We start from the raw sequence: 18,900 nt of genomic DNA, 5'->3' as shown, positions 1-18,900 counted from the left end.
AAATGCAAAAACTGCTGGCTTTGGATAGAGCCAGCAGTTTCTTCACCTATGTCGCCTATAAATGTGTTTTTAAAAGCTTTTCACTTTAAGATTGCGCAATCGGTTGCTCAACTTGTTTATGAAAGTAAGTATACACGTGTTTCATATGGGTGCAGCGTACATTTTTCAAGCGTTTCATTTTTATCCAACGGATAATTATGAATCAGCACTTCTCTGTTTGAAAACGAGCTCTCTGAAAGAAACTCGAACGTTTGATTTTTCGGTGACATATTACAAATAACAACAGCGGTTTTACCTTCTAATGTTCGCGTATACGCGTAAATAGCGGAATCTTCTTCTGCCAATAGCTTATAAGTTCCATATACTAACACATCATGCTGTTTTCTAATTTTAATGAGCTGTTTGTAAAAATTCAGCACCGAATTCTCATCAATTTTCTGCTCTTCTACGTTAATATCTACGTAATTTGGATTCACCTTCATCCAAGGGGTACCAGTAGAAAACCCTGCATTTCTTTCTATATTCCACTGCATTGGCGTTCTTGAATTATCGCGGCCTGTTTCCCAAATCACTTTCATAATCTCGTCATGTGTATCGCCTTTTTCACGCTGGATACGGTAGTAGTTAATCATACCAACATCATCATAATCGTCAATAGAATCAAACTTAACATTGGTCATTCCAAGTTCTTGTCCTTGATAAATAAACGGTGTTCCTTTCATTAAAAAGTATAGTGCAGCTAAGCACTTTGCACTTTCTACTCGGTAAGCTACGCTGCCGAATTTATTTACAGAACGAATTTGGTCATGATTTTCTAAATATAAAGCGTTCCAGCCGTTGATTTTTTCTAAACCATTTTGCCAATTAGTTAAAATCGTTTTTAACTCGATTAAATCAAGCGGTTTTTCTTCTCCTTTATCCCATAGTCCCATATGCTCGAACTGAAAAATCATATTGAAGTTTCCGCCATCTTCAGCTACCCACTCATCTGCGCTGTCCGATGTTACACCATTTGCCTCTCCAACCGTCATAATATCATATTTGGCAAACGTATTTTCTTTTAGCTCTTTTAAATGTTCTTGAATTCCCGGTCGATTCATATGCCCTTCAAACGATGGCACATAATCTAGTTTTTCAGGGTTCGGTAGGTCTGGGAAGCCGGCCACTTTCTTAATATGCGAAATAGCATCTACACGAAAACCGTCAATTCCTTTATCTAACCACCAGTTAACCATTTCATAAAGCTCATGACGTACTTTTTCATTTTCCCAGTTTAAATCGGGCTGTTTTTTAGAAAATACGTGCATGTAATATTCTTTTGTCTTTTCGTCTAACTCCCAAGCTGATCCGCTAAAAATAGATTCCCAGTTGTTTGGCTCTTTGCCATCTTTACCTTCGTGCCAAATATAATAATCACGATATGGATTCTCTTTAGAAGACCTGGACTCTAAAAACCAAGGGTGTTCATCTGAAGTATGATTAATAACTAAATCCATAATCAGCTTCATTCCGCGATGGTGAACTTCATCTAGCAGCTCATCAAAGTCTTCCATTGTTCCGAAATCTTTCATAATATCTTTATAATCACTGATATCGTAGCCATTATCGTCGTTAGGAGACTGATAAATTGGGCAAATCCAAATGACATCAATTCCAAGATCAGATAAATAGTCTAATTTTGAAATAACCCCTTGAATGTCACCAATTCCGTCGCCGTTTGAATCCATGAAGCTTCGCGGGTAGATTTGATACGCAACAGCTTCTTTCCACCATTTCTTTTCCATGTGCTCAACCCCTCAAAATAGTGCTTTTACGTAAGCGTTTGCCTTTACGCATATCGCTATTTTATAATGAATACATGCAAAAAAATAGGTTTTTCACAAAAAAAATCGTTATTCTCTTTTGAATAACGATTCTCACTGCGCTAATTTGTGTTTAAAGGCGTAGATGACGGCTTGAGTCCGGTCCTGTACATCCAGCTTACTTAACAAATTGCTCACATGTGTTTTTACCGTCTTTAGCGCAATAAATAATTCGTCTGCAATCTCTTGATTTGTTTTGCCTTGTGTCATTAGCAGTAAAATTTCCATTTCACGAGCCGTCAGTTCTTCATGAGGTAAAGACGGTTTTCTCATTTTAGACATCATTTTACCGGTTACTTCGGGCTCTAATACAGATTGCCCCTCATATGTACGGCGAATAGCAGCTGCAATTTCTCCTGCTTTAGACGTTTTTAATAAGTAGCTTGTTGCCCCTGCCTCTAGAGCGGGATATACTTTTTCATCATCTAGAAAGCTAGTGACAATGATCACTTTCGCTTCTGGCCACTGCTTAATCAGTTGTTTTGTTGCTTCAATCCCGTCCATTTCTTCCATGACTAAATCCATTAAAATAATATCCGGGCGCAGCTGAAGCCCTAATTCAACGGCCTGTTGGCCGTTTGCTGCTTCAGCTATTACATGGATGTCTGCTTGAGCCGATAAATACGCTCCTACGCCAATACGAACCATTTCATGGTCATCCACTAACAGTACATTAATCATTTTGCTTCTCCTCTCTTTCTACTAACGGTACTTTTACTTCTAGCTTTGTTCCTTTGTCGGGCAAGCTAATAATTTTTAATAGGCCCCCAATTTCAACTGCGCGTTCGTACATATTTTGCAGACCGTACGATCCGACTTTTTCCTTTTCTACATCAAAACCAACTCCATTATCAACAATACGTAAAATAATGGAAAAGTCACGTTTAATCAGCAACACATCTAAAGCTGTTGCATTGGCATGACGCAGCGTATTTGATACGGATTCTTGCAAAATTCTAAACAAGTGGTCTTCAATGCCTTTATCAAGTTCAAATCCTTCTATTTTCCAATTTAATTCAAGCGGTACTTTTTGAGCAAGCTCATTCATCAGTTCTTTCATTCCAGCCTGTAGCGATTTTCCTTTTAATGCTGCAGGACGAAGATGAAGAAGCAAAGCCCTCATTTCAAGCTGTGATTGGTTAATCATTTTTTCAACCATCTTTAATTGCTTAGCTTCAGAGTCTTGCAGCCTAAGATTGGACTCCGTAATAGCAGACATAAGCATCGAAGCGGCAAATAGCTGCTGACTAACGGAGTCATGCAGTTCTCTAGCAAGCCGATTTCGTTCCTGAGAAACAATTTCTTGCACTTGCTTTTGCTGATTTTCCACTTTTTCCGTTGCCATCTTTTGAGATTGCTGTGCTTGAAGAATCATTTTATGATCTACTTTATTTAAACGGCTTATAATTCGAGACGTTTCTTGAATAAGCTGTTCATTTGCCGACATATGCCGGTGGCCATTTTCTATTTCATATAATCGGTTTTCAACATATGTCCACTGCTGTCTCCACATAAACCCCATGATTCCTCCAATCACGCTTCCAATCGTAAGGCTCAAACTGAAGGAAAACAGCACAAAAGGCATGCCAAATACGCTTGTTTTCCATAAGTCGCTAAGTTGAAAAACAGGATATGCAAAAAACACGGTAAGGAGCACGGATACAAATACAAAAAAACTTAGGAAAATCCCCCATAATAACTGCCGTTGAAGAATACTCATATCCTTTGCACCTCTAAATCTCCAATCACAACAGTTGTAACAATCTTCACCCTATGAGTAGATTGATCAAATTCCTCTGTTTTGATAGACAAATTTTCATTGAACGAAAAGCCGCGCTGATGTCCAAAAACCGTTACGTTTCCTGCTAGTTTAGAATGATTCACAGATACTTCCGTTTCGTAAGGAATAAGCACTTTAATATTTCCAAACACTTGACGAATAAAAATAACCGCATCGCCTTTTGGCAGAACGGTATTGCTTAAATCAACCACAATGTCGCCCCATACGCTTTGAATATTAATATCATCCCATTCGTATACGGAGTCTTCGGTTCTTTGACTACCAAGAAGTTTATTCGTCAAAACCGGCCGGACCTGCACCAAACTTTGGTTTGGCTGCTGGGTAAATTCGTCAGTTGGTCTGAATTCAACCGGATGCTTTCTTGATTGAATAAATCTAAGTAAAAAATACAGAAAAAGAGCAATAACTAAAAACTTAAAGGCAACCGTATTAAATATATTCAACACAAGCCCAATAACGCCAATCCAAAATAAAATGCGCCCTAGTTTTCTTCTCATTTTTTTTCGCCCAATATACATGAACGCACCGGCAATTAATACAGAAAAGATCAAGCCGCTGTGAAAAAACATAATTTCAATAAACAGGACAAATAAACTGCAAATAAAAATGAACATAAGAGATTCTGTTTTGTTTACGCTTTGCACAGCTCTCTCTCCCTTCTCCTCGTAGATGACATAGCGTTCTTTGGATGCCGCAGGTATCTATTCTCTCACCTTAAAAAGACGCAGAAACCTACGCCTTTTTTAGAATACCATGTTTTATGCAGAAACACTGATTTTTTACGATGATTTTACTCTTTTTTCTAATTCAGCAATCTTGCTGTCTACCGTTTGTCTATAGTAATTTGTATTAATTTGATTTTCAAGCTGGTCAATATAGGTTTCCATTTCGTCAAACTGGCTGTAAGACGTATAAGATGCTTCTGTTTTCATTACTGAATTCATACGATGATGCGCACGAGCAATATTTTCGCGCCCCATTAGTTCCATACGGCGAATATGCATATCTTTTACCTTATGCTTCATTTCTTCATACTTTTGTTCGAGCTCTTCTAACTGCTTGGATGCATCTTCATAAGATTCTTTTACGCGCTTTGCTCTCTCTTCGTAGTGAGCATGTTCTTTTAAAATAAATTCATGTAATTCCGCTTCTTCAGCTGCTTGTGCTACTTGTGCTTGTTCATGGCGCTTTTTCATCATGTCAAGGGCCAGATGATATTCGCGATTAAACTGTTCTTTTAACGTGTGCTGTCGCTCAACAAGCTGCCTTACCTTTTCGGTCTCCTGCTCGCATTGACGCAAATAGTGGTTTAGTGCAGCAATTGGATTTTTTTGTTCTTTGTGATCAAGCAATTGATGAAGGTCTGCAGAAATCGTTTCTTTCATTCGAGTAAATAAGTTTCTCATTTTGTTCATCTCCTTAGATAATAAAGTAAACTTTTATTATTTTTGATTTAAGTCAGCCCACTGACGTTCAAAATGCTTAAACGGATCTTCTTTTTCCGTTTTTATAGGGCTGCTGCTGTTCCACTTTTTATATACAATGTAAAGTACGACTGCTGCGATGATACCAGCAAGGGCCGGGAGGTTTGAAACAGTTGTTAAGAGTACGACAACACCAATAAACCCCCAGAGCCATTTTTTAAAGGGGGTCTCTGCTTTAACAAACCCTTTAAATGCTACGTACAAAATAACCAAGCCAAGTGCAAGCCCTACCATCGGACCGGCATTTGCAAGAAGAACGATAGCAGCTACCGCTCCAATCAAAAACAAACCAACTTTTTTCATTTTGTCTCCTCCTTTCGCTTATCTATATACTTAGTTTAAGGATTATGACGTTTTTTCAAAACGAGCTAAAGCTTTATTTTCTCCTAAGACCTGAGGCTGACAACAAGCTCAGTCTGACTGTACAAAAAAATGACAGCTTATGATAAGCTGTCATTTTGACATAAAAAAAGCTCTTCCATTATACGAAGAGCTGGGTTGGATTAAAATATAGTGTATAACAACAAGTGTCGATTGCTTTTCAATAACGTTCTGTAAGCCATGTTTTGTACCATTGTACTGCAAGCGGCTAGCTACCTCGTACTCCGGTGGCAATTATCTATCTACAAAATGTAACCATTTTGTCCTTCCTTCCGTTCAGTTCCTTCCAGAAAGTTCCCCTACCATTATTTGGGTTTCTCGCTCGAGGGGTTTACCTCGTTCCACTCTTACCATTTCTGATAAGACTTCGTCACTGTGGCACTTTCAGAGTAGTCAAGCCATATCTTAAAAAAGACTTAGGCTTTTTCCCCGCCGTTAGCTTTTAACAGCTACCCTAGCTTATGACTTCGCTAGGCACGAACACTACAGACATCGCAGTCTGTGCGAGCATGGACTTTCCTCTACATCCTCATATGTGATGCAGCAATTACCCGAACGTTATTGATAACGACTTTCCTTAGTATAATAAAAATAGGAGTTGAATGCAACTCCTATTTTTAGGTTATTCGTATAATTTACTTCCAAACACATGTTTTTCTAAGTTCGACAAACGTTTTAAAATATCAAAGTTTGTCGTACCCGCTTGCTGCTGCTGTTGAGCCGGCGGCGGGGTAAACGAAGGTTGTTGCGGCTTTTTAGATAACTCTTCTACTTGCTTTTTTAAGCGTAAATTTTCGGTTTGTAATGCTTCAATTTCTTCATGAAATGCTTCATAATCTTTAATAACAGAATCTAGATACTTATCTACTTCTTCTTGATTATAGCCTCTCATGCCTGTTTTAAATTCTTTTTCTAAAATTTCTTTGGCCGTTAAACGGATTTTATCAGCTAACATCTCTATCACCTCGAATACGATAAACCTTATCTTTATTATAATTCATTTTTTCAAAAATAGCTTCAAATGTCAATTTATCTTTTAAAATGTTTCGCCAAGTGGCGTTAAAAAGACGAAAATTTTTCTTCATCCACGATATCCTGTAAGTCGTGAGACGTCACCATTATAATAGGGTATTCTTCTCGTTCAGCACGTTTTTTAGCCGTTTCTAACATATACTGAGGACTTCCTTCGTGCTCTTCGTCGTAAACTAAACAAATACCTTCACTTTTTTCTACTAAAAATTGATTTTTCAACCGAAACTGTGCTGGACTTTCATATTTCTTTTTTGTGATGCTATCTACATAATCTGCTTGACTTAAGACGAATTCATACAATTCTTTATTGACGTCATTCCATTTTTCTTCTTGCTCCAAAAACGGTGTTAAAACAGCTAACTGAAGCTCGGGATAATCGAGCTGAAGATCAAATACCACTTCTGCTGCCCAAATTTCTACTCCTAGCTGGCCGCTAATCAATACCCATTCTAATCCATCTTCTACTAATTCCTGTAATTTTTTATAGAGCGCTTTTTTTATATATGTAATACCTTGATGTTTTTCATTAAAAATGCCAAGTTCGAATGGCTTATAACCGGTAACTGTTAGCACCTTCATTATATAACTCCTTTGTAACAAAATAGAATAGGAACTGATGTAATCAGCTCCTATTAGCGTACATTATCTAAAATACCCTGAATTTGGTCCTTGATGCGCGCCTTTTGTATGACAGCTTCCTTGGCCACAGCCTTTGTGTCCCGGATAACTAGCACCTGCTACTTGACCTGGGTAGCCTGCTCCTGCCACTTGACCTGGATAGCCTCCCATTTGACCTGGATAACCAGCACCTGCTACTTGGCCTGGATAGCCTCCCATTTGACCTGGATAACCAGCACCTGCTACTTGACTTGGATAGCCTCCCATTTGACCTGGATAGCCTGCTCCTCCTACTTGAGTTGGATATTGCTGCGCGCCGCCAAAAAACTGTTGGTTTGAAGTTTCATTTACAACAGATTGCGTTTGCGGGAAGTAATGTACGTGCTTCACATTTGTATGATTCACCAATGTATTATGACTTGGATGAATGTGAGGTACTACTACCTCCTGAGAAGTAAACTGCGTGCAGCATTTTGTTGGATGCACAATTGGTGGCATACATTTTGTTGGTCTTGGATACATATCCTTTTTCCCCTTTCACTGTTTAGTTATTACACTATTACAATATGTGAAGGGCAATGTACATGTACTAAGACAAACACCTATTTTTGACCTACATAAAGGAGTTATACGAATTTTTTAAACTGCTTAAGACAATTACTGTTAAACAAATTAATGCGAAAAATGATACTAAAATCACATTTTTCATGGGGCCTCTCTCCATCTCACCAAAGTTCTATTTTTAAGCTGTAAGAATAAGTCTTACATTGACTAATTTTATCAATGACTGAAAAATAGAACAATATAAAACATCTACAAAAACAAAAGAATAATAATTCTGAATTTTTTAAAATAAATCAGCTGAAGTCTATGCTTTAGCTGATTTATTTTTTAGTCTAAGAAGTCTTTTTTCAAGCGCTTCCTTCGACGTTTTTTTAGTCATTCCTCTGAGTTGATTCCACTTCTCCAAGGCTAGCTCAGTATATAGAAGTGCTTGATGAACATCTTTGAGACGATGCTCATAAATTTTAGCTAGCTCAACCAATGCTTCTATAGCGACGTCACCTTCACATGTTTGAACCAAGGGTTCAAACATGTCCACTGCCTCTTTCCAACTCTTCTCTTTTTTATAATGATAAGCCATCGCTAGCTGAGCTTTTTCATGCTCTTCTTTTTCTTTTTCTGCTACGCCCTGATAAAGAGAGAAAGCGTGCTTGTTCTCCCCTAACTGCTCGTACCACCTTGCTACTTCGTACGTTTCTTTTTCTGTAAACTCCTCACTAGTAAGGAGATGCTTTGATAAATGAATGTATAAGGTAATAAGCGATAAAATATCATGTTCATTATGTTTCATAATATCGAATAAGCCTCTTGGATTCTTCGTTTCAATAAAATCAAAATAAATCATGGGAGCTAAAAAACCTGGAATATCATCAACTCGTTCAATTCCAAGTATTTCTTTTTCGACATTCGCAAGCTTCACCGAACTCATTTTGTGTTTCCACAGCCTTCTTGACGCATGCAGCAAATCAAAGTGACCGAACTTAGGCAGCTTGGGCAAATGATCTCTCAATAGCGTATGGCGAGTCTTCACGTGAGGCCAATCGAAAGATTTCCCATTATAAGTCACAAGCGTCGTATAGTCTACTTCTTTTAAAAAACTTTCGTAAAATGCTACTTCTCCACTTGGCTCCGTTAATATATGCTGACGAAAAACGACGGAATCTTTTAGCACCCTTGCATATCCTAGCAAAAAGATAGTCGTTCCCGTACCTGTACTAAGCCCCGTCGTTTCCGTATCAAAGAAAAATAAATCTGAATATGTGTGGCCTTTCGATGAAAGCGGATGAGCAACTGTAGACCGATTCCATACTTCCACTACTTTTTTCAGCTCATTAAATTCATAATGTCCATGTTTGTAGTCGAGCGGGTAAACCACTTCTCTAATCATACAGTAGCTGTCTTCCGCAAAGTAAGGCACAGCATAATTCCCCTTCCATTCCTGCTCATAGGGAATAGATGCGCTCTTAGGTCGCTGCGGGTTACTTTCAACCGGCGGCTTTGCTTCTGTAACATGAAGATGCTTTTTCATACGGTTTAATTTATTTTTAAAAGACAAGAGTTCACCTACTTTGCAGTTGTTGTAGCAGCACGAGCGCATCGCTTTTTGCGCGTTCTCCCTGTGCTTCCATACCGATACAAGACGGACAGCCGCTTTCGCAAGAACAATTTACAATTAATTGATTGGTTTGACTTAGCACATCATTCATTTGTTCGTACACTTTGTCACTTAGCCCAATGCCTCCCGGGTATCGATCATATAAGAAGATAGTCGGCTGTTCGTTGTGCACCGCTTTTACCTGAGGCACTACATGTAAATCAGACGGATCGCACATCACCATAAGCGGTGCAATTGACTGAAGGGCATTTGCCACGGAAATGAGCGCTTGTTCCAATCGTTCTTCAGATTCGTAAAACTGTTCTTTTTCAAAGCTTAGCCACACGGCATTTGTATGAAGCTCTTCTTCTGGAAGTGAAATGGGACCTGACCCTATGTTTTCATGCGTCTCAAACTTTATTTTTTTAAATATCGTAGCCATAGCGCTGACCATTACATCGCCATAACCAATTGAATATGTTCTCTCCATCCGTTCTTTATCAGCTTCTAGCACCTTTAAGTTAACCGCTAAGTTTGCATCGGTGAAATAGTCTACATCGACTTCACGAACATACGCTTTTTTCTCATCCCAGTCCAAGTATTCTACCTGATACTGAATGCCTTGATGCAAGTAAATCGCCTCATCATGAAGAAGCGTCATGGCACTAAAGCGATCCATTTCTCCAATTACTTTCACATTTGCAACGTCCGATTGATCAATGATGACAACATTTTCTTGGGATGCAGAACGCAGACTGATATTATGAGCTGGGAACGAATCATTCATCCAGTACCATTTGTCTCCGCTAAAATGAATCACTCGCTCTTCTTGCAAAAACTCCAGCACATCTTCAATTTCTACCCCATCAAATGTTTCTCCCTGCTTAAACGGCAGCTCATAGGACGCACATTTTAAATGATCGACTAAAATAACAAGATTATCAGGATTAATTCGAGCTGTTTCTGGGTTTCTGCTAAAAAAGTAGTCCGGATGCTGAATCATATACTGATCAAGCGGACTTGAACTTGCGACCATCACAATGACGGCTTCTCCGTGACGTCTCCCTGCTCGTCCTGCTTGCTGCCAAGCACTTGCAACCGTGCCTGGATAACCTGTCATCACGCACACCTGCAGCTGCCCGATATCCACTCCTAGCTCTAAAGCATTCGTACTGACTACCCCGTAAATACTCCCCTCTCGAAGTCCTCTTTCTATTTCCCGTCGCTGCTTCGGCAAATATCCTCCGCGGTAACCTTGAATAGACTTATTTTGAAGCTGGTTTTTTACGAGCTCCTGCAGATACGTTAAAATAATTTCTACTCGTACTCGGCTTCGTGCAAATACAATCGTTTGAATTTTATTTTTCAAAAACTCTCCTGCAATATTTCGCACTTCAAGCGTAGCACTTCTTCTAATGTTTAACGGTTTATTAACAATAGGCGGGTTATAAAAAATAAAATGCTTGCGGCCGCTAGGCGCTCCGTTGTTATCTACTAACATAACATGAGCTCCCGTTAAATGTTCAGCGAGTTCTTTTGGGTTAGCGATGGTGGCTGATGTACAAATAAAGATAGGATTGCTTCCATAGTAGCGGCAAATTCGCTTTAACCGGCGTATAACGTTGGCTACGTGGCTTCCAAAAACACCGCGGTACGTATGAAGTTCATCAATCACAATGTACTTCAGGTTTTCAAACAGTGATACCCATTTAGTATGATGAGGTAAAATAGCTGAATGAAGCATATCTGGATTCGTAATAACAATATGACCTGCTTTTCTTACCTTTTGACGGATATTTGCCGGAGTATCTCCATCATACGTGTAGCTATTGATTGGTACTTCCATTTCTTCAATGATTTCATTTAATTCACTTTTTTGATCTTGGGCAAGGGCTTTTGTTGGAAACAAATAAAGAGCTCTAGCCTGATCATTCTCCATAATACTTTGGAGTACTGGCAAGTTGTAGCACAATGTTTTCCCCGATGCTGTCGGCGTCACAGCCACAACATTCTTCTTAGCTGTCGCCAAATCAAACGCTGTTTTTTGATGCGTATAAAGCGAACCAACTCCTCGGTTCTCAAGTGCTTGCCGCAGTTTCGTATGCAAAGAAGCCGGAAATGGCGCAGTTTTAGCTTCTTTCTCTTCGATTGTATGCCAATGAACAATATTTTTTTGATATGACGGATTCGTTTGCAAGATATCCATTACTTCTTGTAAGTTTTTTCGTATTCTCATTTTCATCACCTGCTTCTATTTTAACGAATGAACGTTCGATAGAAAACCATAAGTTTTTGTATGTTTTTGGGGGATTCGGACATGGTATTAATACAGTAAATTTTTCAAGGAGATGTTAAAAATGGGAAGCCCTTATCTTTGCCCTAGCTGCAAAACAAATCGAACGCGCTTTAATATTATTGAACAAAATGCAAAACCTGTAAAAATGGACCCAAGAAGCGGAGACGTCGTAGAAGAATACACAAACGATACGCTCGATGCCTTTCACGCTGCTTATAACGGACCGCAAAAACGTATTCAGTGCGGAGCTTGCGGCTTAGTAGAAGATGAGACCATGTTTGTACGGCATGCTGAAACCAATAAACTTCAATAAAAAAGGTGAGGCTCTTTGGCCTCACCTTTAATCATGTAAATCTTTATGCTTTTTCTTGATCAAAAAGCAGACATTCTCATCTAAAAAATTCATGTCTTTTCTTATACAAACATGCTAAAATACCTAAAAAAAGATATGGAGATGATGGTCATGTCATTTCTTCTTTCGCTTTTACCTTTCTCCTTTCTGAAGAAATGTCATTTTCCTTCAGCAAGAGAAGTTAATGAAGATAAAATGTTCGATAAAACGAATGTAGAGATGCTTCAACAGAGAGTCAAGCTAGTTTCACTTGCTCTTGTAGTTTCCTATCCTATTTATATTTATATAGGGTTTTCTTTACTTCAACATGCGGGGACACCTCAGTTTAGACATACACTAATTGGTATTCATTTCACTAGTTTTGCTCTCTCCTCTCTTTATTTATTTTTCTATTATGTTAGTAAGAGAAAAGAACGGTTTGCTAACTACTTAAGCACCATTGTATATGGCTATATATTTTATTACGTATTTGCTGCAGCACTTTCTACTATTAACAGTCAGCTTTTCACAGGTCGCGTAGACGTGTATATGATGCTCTTGATTTCCACAGCTGTTTTATGTCCTATGAAATTAAAACATCTGTGCATCATTTTTATTCCTAACCATCTTTTTTTACTATACGGCTTATCACGATATGTACCAGATTCTTTTTCTCTTATTTCAAAGCAGATCAATACAACTGCAGCAGTTGCTATCGCTTTACTTATTTCGTACATTCTTTATACATACCGTCACAAAGAATATATGAATCATTTACAGCTAAAAGAAAGCGAACGTAATTTTTTTACGCTGTTCAAAATTAATCCCTATCCTTTACTATTAACGAGATTATCCGACCACAAAGTGCTGCTCATTAACAATAAAGCTATTCATTTTTACAATCTTGCTTCTCAAGATCTTGATCAAATAGACGGATTTATAATCTATCCTACTGATGAAGATCGAGAGGAGATTTTAAAACGTCTTCAACAAAAGAAATATGTAAAAAACCACATCCTAGAAGCACGTGAACATGGAGATTCTAAGTGGGTTATGATCAATTATGAATTACTAGAGTATCAAAGCGAAAGCTGCATACTCGCAGGTATTACCGATATAACCGATTTAAAAGCGGTTGAGCATGAATTGAGCTTGCACGCTTCAACTGATATGCTAACCGGAATTTTAAATCGAAGAAGCGGAATGGAAAAACTGCAGCTGGAACTGCTGAGAGCTAAAACCAATCATACATCTTTTCTATTATGTTTTATCGATATTAATTCTTTAAAACTAGTAAATGATCAATACGGTCATAGAGAAGGCGACTGGCTTATTAAAACAATAGCAGAATCAATTAGTGGTTATATTAGCAAAGATGATACGCTCTTTCGCTACGGAGGCGATGAGTTTTTATTAATTGCTCCTGAACAAACGGAAGAATACGTACAAGAGCTGTGGCAAAATATTAATGAACAGCTAGAAGATAAAAAGAAAGAATTTAATAAGCCATATGCACTGTCTGCGAGTTACGGATTTATTATATGTGCGCCTTCAGACAACACCAACCTAGATACATTAATTCAAAAAGCAGATGCTGCCATGTATAAGCAAAAACATACGCGCGTTTCTTCCGCCTTTAAGTAAATCATCGAAGTTCTTGCGCCATCGATTCGCTAAATAGAATGATCAAGGAATAAATCCGTGCATGGATTAAGCATGCACTTTCTTTCTTTGCAAAGAAAAACTATAATAGATGATGCAAGCATTTTACTGATATATGGAAAGGACGTACATATGTTTACAATTAAAGAATATACAGCTGAACAATTGCAGGATCCATTTGGTCTCCTTCTAGGTGAACGCTATGAATTTCATTTATACATTGAGGTAGAAGAAGATGATGAATTATATACGGGCAACGACCTAGCACTACGCTTAGTATATATTAAAGGCAAAGATAACACTTCTATTGCCCAAACTCATTTTTACGAAGTTTCAACAAATAAAGTATTAGACTTCGACCTTGAAGAAGAGGAAGAAGAAGCTGTAAAAGAGTTTTGCGGGAAGCACTTACCTTCAGAGGAAGGTACAAATAACGAGGAATAATTAAAAGAGACTGGGACAAACGTATTTTAGTTGAAGGAAAATCCGAACGATGAATCGAGATTCTTGGTGGAGAATCAAACTCGTTCGGATTTTTTCATTGGTAGAGTGAACATAGGTTTTATGTATGTAACTGCTTCTAGCTGTTGTGTAAAAAACGATCCCTACTAGCTCATTTATCTCATTTGTTCGTCTGTAGATTAAATTGATTGCGTTATGTCCAATCCTCATTTTTGATTTCGTTTTTCCATTAGCTTTTTAACTACTTCTTTTGGCTCCCAGCATGTAAACTGATAAGAAGGACGGGTTTCATAGCCCAGTCTTTTGCATCGATATTTCATTCCCTTATCCAATTTAATACTTTGAAAATGTTGACATGTGGCACAGCAATGAAATGAACTCATGCCTTCCCTTCTTCCCTACTTTAATCTATTTTCTTAATCATACAAATAAAACAAATTTGTATAAAAAAAGCTGCCTGTCGGCAGCTTTCATATGTAGCGTTGAATTATAATTTTACAACATTCTCCGCTTGAGGTCCACGTTGACCTTCAACGATTTCAAATTCAACTTTTTGGCCTTCTTCTAATGTTTTGAAGCCTTCAGATTGGATAGCTGAAAAATGAACGAATACGTCATTTTCGCCTGGTACTTCGATAAAACCGAAGCCCTTTTCACTGTTAAACCATTTTACTGTACCTGTAGTAGCCATGTAAAAAACCTCCAAAAAATGTAAAAATTTTAATATGTTACTCTATATTTACATTTATACCGCAAATAAAAAATTCACATATTATAAAAGAGACCTACGCGAAGTAGATCTCCTTTATAACAAGTGAATTTTCACTAAATCTAATTCGAGTGTATGGTCAAACGTAGTATTCATTACATTTATTAAATTTGGTTGCGTTTACATTATACTATACCTATATTTAAAATGCAAATATTTGGCCATTCTTAGTATATGGCTCAGCCGTTTTGCAAAATATTGATCTTCCTTACGTCAACATGTTATCAATATGGGCGTCGATAATTTCTTTTCGTTTATTTTGCAGGGTCTCAAATAATAACTTAGCTTCTTCTGAAGTTAGTGCAAACGTTGTTGTTTCTTCATGGTTTTCTTCTTTTGTATGAAGCACAAATATGCTTTGTTGAATTCCACTCATACATATTCCTCCTTTTTCGATAGTATAGGCTTTTTTATATTTTTCATGTATGCTTCACACGTTTTTAACAAATTATAAGAAAGGTTAAAACTTATAAGGAGTGATACTATGAAGAAATCGTTTTTGTTTGTTGTAGGCTGCATGACGACCCTTTCTTTATTCGGCTGCAGCACAGCAGATCAAGGTAAAGATGGCGTCATTGATGATGATACAGTCCGCAACGTCACATATGAAAATGGAAACAATAAAACGAAAATGAATGACGTGAACGATACGCAAGATGTACAGCGTAACGAAAAAGAACAATATAACCAGTCGGGCGGAATGAGAGTAGCCGATGTGGCGGCTGATCGTATCGTAGCATTAAAAAACGTTAAAGATGCTAACGTAATCGTAACCGATCATACAGCTTACGTAGCAGCTGTATTAGACGATAACAAAGAAGGTAATCTCACAAAAGATATGGAGCATAAGATCGCACATGAAGTGAGAAAAGCTGACGGCAGTGTTCATCGAGTGTTTGTATCAACAAACCCTGACTTTGTAAACCGTATGAACGGATATGTAGACAAGCTTCAAACCGGCAAACCAGTCTCTGGACTGTTTGATGAGTTTTCAGAAGTTGTTCGCCGCGTATTCCCGAACTCACGCTAATATACATGAATGTCAAAAGAGCATTTTACGAAATGCTCTTTTTATTTTATTTTTTGCATAAAATATTGCATAAAAAATGCGCTTATAAATTTCTGAATATTTTTATTTTACTTTATTTTGAAAACGATTTCATTTCTATAATATAAAGGTTTAGGGGATTTTAGACTTAGGTAATTTACGGTTTTGTGGGTTGATAGTAAGGGGAAAGTTTGTTAGTTTTAGAAACCATAAGATGTTTGCATGGCGAGCACCGCTCGTTTCATGCATAAAAAATGCATAAAGGGGAGATTTGGTGGATATTGGTGTTTATATTTCACTGGGCATTTATTTTGTAGGAATGCTTGGAATAGGATGGTATGCCTACACAAAAACAACTCAGGACGTATCGGGTTACATGCTAGGCGGACGTGGACTAGGTCCGGCCGTTACTGCGCTTTCAGCTGGCGCTTCAGATATGAGTGGATGGATGTTAATGGGGCTTCCAGGATCCATGTATGTGACAGGTCTTTCAAGTTTATGGCTTGCAGTAGGTTTATCTATTGGTGCTTATTTAAATTATTTAATCCTCGCTCCGCGTCTTCGCACTTATACGGAAGTAGCGAATGACTCCATTACAATTCCAGACTTTTTTGAAAATCGCTTTGGCGACCATGCCAAGATTCTTCGAACCGTATCAGCGATTGTTATCTTTATTTTCTTCACTCTTTACACTTCAGCTGGTATGGTATCAGGCGGACGATTATTCGAATCGGCATTTGGTGTGAATTATCAAATTGGCTTATTTGTAACAGCATCTGTTGTTATTGCCTACACCCTTTTCGGTGGATTTTTAGCCGTTAGTTTAACAGATTTTGTTCAAGGTGTTATTATGTTTCTTGCCTTAGTTTTAGTACCTATTGTAGCTTTCACCAATGTTGGAGGCGTTAACACAACAATAGATATTGTACAGGACATTAATCCAGCATACCTTGACATTTTTAAAGGTACGACCGTTTTAGGTATTATATCTTTCTTAGCCTGGGGACTTGGCTATTTCGGACAGCCTCATATTATCGTTCGCTTTATGGCTATCTCTTCTGTTAAGGAGTTAAAACCCGCACGTCGTATTGGAATGAGCTGGATGATTATTTCTATTATTGGTGCTATGCTGACAGGACTTGTTGGGATTGCATATGTAGAAAAAACAGGTATGAAATTAGCAGATCCTGAAACTATTTTTATTAAATTTGCGGATATACTCTTCAATCCGTTAATTACTGGATTCTTATATGCAGCTTTACTAGCGGCAATTATGAGTACCATTTCTTCTCAGCTGCTTGTAACGGCAAGCTCTGTTACAGAAGACTTTTATAAAACATTTTTCCGACGCAAGGCCTCTGACAAAGAGCTTGTAACGGTTGGAAGAGCTGCGGTTTTAGGTGTTGCAATTATTGGCATTTTGCTTTCTTTAAAACCTAGTGATACGATTTTAGGACTGGTTGGATATGCTTGGGCTGGATTTGGTTCAGCTTTTGGTCCTGCTATTTTACTAAGTCTTTACTGGAAACGTATGACTCGATGGGGAGCACTTGCAGGGATGATTGTAGGTGCTGCTACAGTATTAATTTGGGTAAATACTCCATTGAAGGATGCCCTTTACGAAATGATTCCTGGATTTTTCTTAAGCTTGCTGGCTGTTATTGTAGTAAGTCTGTTAACAAAAAAGCCTTCAAAAGCTGTAGAAGATCAATTTAGAAACATGGAAAGCGTATTAGAACAGCATACAAAATAGTAAAAAAAGTACACAAGTCGTAACTTGTGTACTTTTTGCTTTTAATGCAAGCCATGTTGTCATATATATGTACTAAAGACAGATTAAGGAGGGTTTTTACATGCAACATTCTTATTTCCCTTACGAACCTACACAGCAACTGCGCGTAGATACACAAAATAGAGAAATTAAAGTAATTGGTGAAGGAAGTGTTTCAGCAGTTCCAAATGAAATTTCCATGACGATTGGAACCCGTACGGAAAACCGAGACGTTCAAGAAGCCTTAAAAGAAAATTCAGCTGTTTCAAATACTTTGCTGCAAGAAATAAAAAAACTTGGAATCAATGACCAGCAAATTGAAACAGCTTCGTTCACCATAAATCCTAAATATGATTACAGTGATGGAAAATCGACTCTTACTGGATACGAAGTACAGCACTTATTTAGAGTAAGAGTACAAGATGTAAAACAAGCTGGCGATGTCTATAACGCTACTTTTTCAAGCGGAGCCAACGTAGCGCAAGCTCTTCAATTCCACGTTACAAATGATGATAAATATGAACAAGAAGCGATAAGTAAAGCTTTGCTTAACGCTAAAGAAAAGGCCTTTACCATTGCCAACACGCTGCAGCTCCCTATTAACCAAATCCCCATTTTAATCGAAGAAGGCCCCGTCTATCAGTCATCTGGCTCCTCGCCTAAGTTATTAGCAGCCTCTCCCCCTATTCAAGCTCAGTCCTTGACTGTATCTGCTTCTGTAAAAGTTACGTACACGTATTAATACTTATGGTAAACTATAGATTATTATAATGAAGAAACTAATCTAAAGGAGCTCTTTGCACAATGACTTCTGAACATTTACTAGCAGCTTATCAAACCCTATGGTTGAACCGTTCGTTCGCTTCTAAACAAGCCATGACAAGTGAAGATCAGCTTCACGAAGCCATTATGAAGGATTTAAAAGATGAAATGACTCATCCACGCGTCCGACAAACACCGTATGTAAAATATCACCTTGGCATAAAAAGAATTCTAAACAGCAGTCTTTCCTCTGATGAAAAAGTTGCGCTTACGTCCCTATACACAAACCTTTTAGATAGCTGTATATAACGGATATCAATCCAGTGTAAAGACGAACAAATGGGATAAAGGAGCTGAACCGCTAGAAGCAACGAAATAGATGAAACCTACGTTCACCGTGACAACAAAAAACAAGAACTATTAATCAGTAATTTTGATTAATAGTTCTTGTTTAACTTTAACT

At 37.9% G+C, this 18,900-nt stretch carries 21 protein-coding genes and 1 other RNA gene; 7 read left to right on the top strand and 15 right to left on the bottom strand.

Annotated features, from left to right (window positions below; all coding sequences use genetic code 11):
- Positions 1-116: 116 nt before the first annotated feature.
- From ACFX4W_RS24110 to ACFX4W_RS24055, 12 genes are all read right to left on the bottom strand, one after another.
- Positions 117-1,784, bottom strand: coding sequence for a glycoside hydrolase family 13 protein (locus ACFX4W_RS24110; protein WP_162213880.1), 1,668 nt, complete (start codon positions 1,782-1,784; stop codon positions 117-119).
- A 132-nt stretch (positions 1,785-1,916) separates the two neighbouring features.
- Positions 1,917-2,543, bottom strand: coding sequence for a response regulator (locus tag ACFX4W_RS24105; RefSeq protein WP_013082360.1), 627 nt, complete (start codon positions 2,541-2,543; stop codon positions 1,917-1,919).
- Positions 2,536-3,582: a sensor histidine kinase gene (locus ACFX4W_RS24100; RefSeq protein ID WP_043979448.1), complete on the bottom strand. Its 1,047-nt coding sequence runs from the start codon at positions 3,580-3,582 to the stop codon at positions 2,536-2,538. Before ACFX4W_RS24100 ends, ACFX4W_RS24105 begins: the two co-directional genes overlap by 8 nt.
- Positions 3,579-4,307, bottom strand: a complete 729-nt coding sequence (gene liaF / locus ACFX4W_RS24095) for a cell wall-active antibiotics response protein LiaF (RefSeq protein WP_043979451.1) — start codon at positions 4,305-4,307, stop codon at positions 3,579-3,581. The genes ACFX4W_RS24100 and liaF overlap by 4 nt, the downstream gene beginning before the upstream one ends.
- 135 nt (positions 4,308-4,442) lie before the next feature.
- Positions 4,443-5,069 (bottom strand): PspA/IM30 family protein, encoded by a 627-nt coding sequence (locus ACFX4W_RS24090; RefSeq protein ID WP_013056142.1) that lies wholly within the window; start codon positions 5,067-5,069, stop codon positions 4,443-4,445.
- A 36-nt stretch (positions 5,070-5,105) separates the two neighbouring features.
- Positions 5,106-5,450, bottom strand: coding sequence for a lmo0954 family membrane protein (locus ACFX4W_RS24085; RefSeq protein ID WP_014460940.1), 345 nt, complete (start codon positions 5,448-5,450; stop codon positions 5,106-5,108).
- 247 nt (positions 5,451-5,697) lie between these two features.
- An RNA gene (gene rnpB, locus ACFX4W_RS24080) (RNase P RNA component class B) lies at positions 5,698-6,087 on the bottom strand.
- 63 nt (positions 6,088-6,150) lie between these two features.
- Positions 6,151-6,483, bottom strand: coding sequence for a cell division regulator GpsB (gpsB, locus tag ACFX4W_RS24075; protein WP_013056140.1), 333 nt, complete (start codon positions 6,481-6,483; stop codon positions 6,151-6,153).
- A 104-nt stretch (positions 6,484-6,587) separates the two neighbouring features.
- A complete protein-coding gene (locus tag ACFX4W_RS24070; protein ID WP_043979456.1) occupies positions 6,588-7,139 on the bottom strand; it encodes an SLOG family protein in 552 nt (183 codons plus the stop codon).
- A gap of 63 nt (positions 7,140-7,202) precedes the next feature.
- Positions 7,203-7,700 (bottom strand): spore coat protein, encoded by a 498-nt coding sequence (locus tag ACFX4W_RS24065; protein WP_043979458.1) that lies wholly within the window; start codon positions 7,698-7,700, stop codon positions 7,203-7,205.
- A gap of 346 nt (positions 7,701-8,046) precedes the next feature.
- Positions 8,047-9,297: a ribonuclease H-like domain-containing protein gene (locus ACFX4W_RS24060; protein ID WP_162213877.1), complete on the bottom strand. Its 1,251-nt coding sequence runs from the start codon at positions 9,295-9,297 to the stop codon at positions 8,047-8,049.
- Positions 9,298-9,301: 4 nt separating this feature from the next.
- Entirely contained in the window at positions 9,302-11,572 is a 2,271-nt protein-coding gene (locus ACFX4W_RS24055) for a DEAD/DEAH box helicase (RefSeq protein WP_043979462.1), read from the bottom strand.
- Between the two features lie 121 nt (positions 11,573-11,693).
- Here ACFX4W_RS24055 and ACFX4W_RS24050 point away from each other — a divergent pair, with 121 nt between their 5' ends.
- The 3 genes from ACFX4W_RS24050 (at position 11,694) to ACFX4W_RS24040 (ending at position 14,069) form a co-directional block, all read left to right on the top strand.
- Positions 11,694-11,945 (top strand): hypothetical protein, encoded by a 252-nt coding sequence (locus ACFX4W_RS24050; RefSeq protein WP_043979463.1) that lies wholly within the window; start codon positions 11,694-11,696, stop codon positions 11,943-11,945.
- Between the two features lie 150 nt (positions 11,946-12,095).
- Complete coding sequence (locus ACFX4W_RS24045) at positions 12,096-13,607, top strand: sensor domain-containing diguanylate cyclase (RefSeq protein ID WP_043979466.1); 1,512 nt, start codon at positions 12,096-12,098, stop codon at positions 13,605-13,607.
- 150 nt (positions 13,608-13,757) lie between these two features.
- Positions 13,758-14,069 carry a DUF6509 family protein gene (locus ACFX4W_RS24040; protein WP_043980580.1) on the top strand — a complete coding sequence of 104 codons (312 nt, stop codon included), beginning with the start codon at positions 13,758-13,760 and terminating at the stop codon, positions 14,067-14,069.
- A 224-nt stretch (positions 14,070-14,293) separates the two neighbouring features.
- On the opposite strand, the gene ACFX4W_RS24035 is transcribed toward ACFX4W_RS24040, so the two are convergent.
- From ACFX4W_RS24035 to ACFX4W_RS24025, 3 genes are all read right to left on the bottom strand, one after another.
- On the bottom strand, positions 14,294-14,470 hold the full coding sequence (locus tag ACFX4W_RS24035; RefSeq protein WP_165575379.1) for a hypothetical protein: 177 nt from the start codon (positions 14,468-14,470) through the stop codon (positions 14,294-14,296).
- 104 nt (positions 14,471-14,574) lie between these two features.
- Positions 14,575-14,778, bottom strand: coding sequence for a cold-shock protein (locus ACFX4W_RS24030; RefSeq protein ID WP_013056130.1), 204 nt, complete (start codon positions 14,776-14,778; stop codon positions 14,575-14,577).
- A gap of 286 nt (positions 14,779-15,064) precedes the next feature.
- Positions 15,065-15,232, bottom strand: a complete 168-nt coding sequence (locus ACFX4W_RS24025; RefSeq protein ID WP_013056129.1) for a hypothetical protein — start codon at positions 15,230-15,232, stop codon at positions 15,065-15,067.
- A 108-nt stretch (positions 15,233-15,340) separates the two neighbouring features.
- Between ACFX4W_RS24025 and ACFX4W_RS24020 the strand changes: the two genes are divergently transcribed.
- From ACFX4W_RS24020 to ACFX4W_RS24005, 4 genes are all read left to right on the top strand, one after another.
- Positions 15,341-15,886 carry a YhcN/YlaJ family sporulation lipoprotein gene (locus ACFX4W_RS24020; RefSeq protein WP_016763474.1) on the top strand — a complete coding sequence of 182 codons (546 nt, stop codon included), beginning with the start codon at positions 15,341-15,343 and terminating at the stop codon, positions 15,884-15,886.
- A gap of 337 nt (positions 15,887-16,223) precedes the next feature.
- Positions 16,224-17,657 carry a sodium/proline symporter PutP gene (gene putP, locus ACFX4W_RS24015; protein ID WP_372482328.1) on the top strand — a complete coding sequence of 478 codons (1,434 nt, stop codon included), beginning with the start codon at positions 16,224-16,226 and terminating at the stop codon, positions 17,655-17,657.
- 100 nt (positions 17,658-17,757) lie between these two features.
- Positions 17,758-18,417, top strand: coding sequence for an SIMPL domain-containing protein (locus ACFX4W_RS24010; protein WP_043979472.1), 660 nt, complete (start codon positions 17,758-17,760; stop codon positions 18,415-18,417).
- A 62-nt stretch (positions 18,418-18,479) separates the two neighbouring features.
- Positions 18,480-18,746: a hypothetical protein gene (locus tag ACFX4W_RS24005; protein ID WP_013082344.1), complete on the top strand. Its 267-nt coding sequence runs from the start codon at positions 18,480-18,482 to the stop codon at positions 18,744-18,746.
- Positions 18,747-18,900 lie beyond the last annotated feature (154 nt).

The sequence above is a fragment of the Priestia sp. YIM B13489 genome, from assembly GCF_042787645.1.
Lineage (GTDB): Bacteria > Bacillota > Bacilli > Bacillales > Bacillaceae_H > Priestia > Priestia megaterium.
The sequence above is the reverse complement of the archived record's forward strand: the minus strand, read 5'-3'. Positions and strand labels throughout refer to the sequence as shown.

What these genes read in the sequence shown, in the direction of transcription:
- ACFX4W_RS24065 (WP_043979458.1), bottom strand. Translation starts at nt 7,700, where the DNA reads ATGTATCCAAGACCAACAAAATGTATGCCACCAATTGTGCATCCAACA.
- ACFX4W_RS24090 (WP_013056142.1), bottom strand. Translation starts at nt 5,069, where the DNA reads ATGAGAAACTTATTTACTCGAATGAAAGAAACGATTTCTGCAGACCTT.
- ACFX4W_RS24070 (WP_043979456.1), bottom strand. Translation starts at nt 7,139, where the DNA reads ATGAAGGTGCTAACAGTTACCGGTTATAAGCCATTCGAACTTGGCATT.
- ACFX4W_RS24050 (WP_043979463.1), top strand. Translation starts at nt 11,694, where the DNA reads ATGGGAAGCCCTTATCTTTGCCCTAGCTGCAAAACAAATCGAACGCGC.
- ACFX4W_RS24005 (WP_013082344.1), top strand. Translation starts at nt 18,480, where the DNA reads ATGACTTCTGAACATTTACTAGCAGCTTATCAAACCCTATGGTTGAAC.
- ACFX4W_RS24045 (WP_043979466.1), top strand. Translation starts at nt 12,096, where the DNA reads ATGTCATTTCTTCTTTCGCTTTTACCTTTCTCCTTTCTGAAGAAATGT.
- ACFX4W_RS24105 (WP_013082360.1), bottom strand. Translation starts at nt 2,543, where the DNA reads ATGATTAATGTACTGTTAGTGGATGACCATGAAATGGTTCGTATTGGC.
- putP (WP_372482328.1), top strand. Translation starts at nt 16,224, where the DNA reads ATGCTTGGAATAGGATGGTATGCCTACACAAAAACAACTCAGGACGTA.
- ACFX4W_RS24025 (WP_013056129.1), bottom strand. Translation starts at nt 15,232, where the DNA reads ATGAGTGGAATTCAACAAAGCATATTTGTGCTTCATACAAAAGAAGAA.
- ACFX4W_RS24035 (WP_165575379.1), bottom strand. Translation starts at nt 14,470, where the DNA reads ATGAGTTCATTTCATTGCTGTGCCACATGTCAACATTTTCAAAGTATT.
- ACFX4W_RS24100 (WP_043979448.1), bottom strand. Translation starts at nt 3,582, where the DNA reads ATGAGTATTCTTCAACGGCAGTTATTATGGGGGATTTTCCTAAGTTTT.
- ACFX4W_RS24110 (WP_162213880.1), bottom strand. Translation starts at nt 1,784, where the DNA reads ATGGAAAAGAAATGGTGGAAAGAAGCTGTTGCGTATCAAATCTACCCG.
- ACFX4W_RS24010 (WP_043979472.1), top strand. Translation starts at nt 17,758, where the DNA reads ATGCAACATTCTTATTTCCCTTACGAACCTACACAGCAACTGCGCGTA.
- ACFX4W_RS24030 (WP_013056130.1), bottom strand. Translation starts at nt 14,778, where the DNA reads ATGGCTACTACAGGTACAGTAAAATGGTTTAACAGTGAAAAGGGCTTC.
- ACFX4W_RS24055 (WP_043979462.1), bottom strand. Translation starts at nt 11,572, where the DNA reads ATGAGAATACGAAAAAACTTACAAGAAGTAATGGATATCTTGCAAACG.
- ACFX4W_RS24040 (WP_043980580.1), top strand. Translation starts at nt 13,758, where the DNA reads ATGTTTACAATTAAAGAATATACAGCTGAACAATTGCAGGATCCATTT.
- ACFX4W_RS24020 (WP_016763474.1), top strand. Translation starts at nt 15,341, where the DNA reads ATGAAGAAATCGTTTTTGTTTGTTGTAGGCTGCATGACGACCCTTTCT.
- ACFX4W_RS24085 (WP_014460940.1), bottom strand. Translation starts at nt 5,450, where the DNA reads ATGAAAAAAGTTGGTTTGTTTTTGATTGGAGCGGTAGCTGCTATCGTT.
- gpsB (WP_013056140.1), bottom strand. Translation starts at nt 6,483, where the DNA reads ATGTTAGCTGATAAAATCCGTTTAACGGCCAAAGAAATTTTAGAAAAA.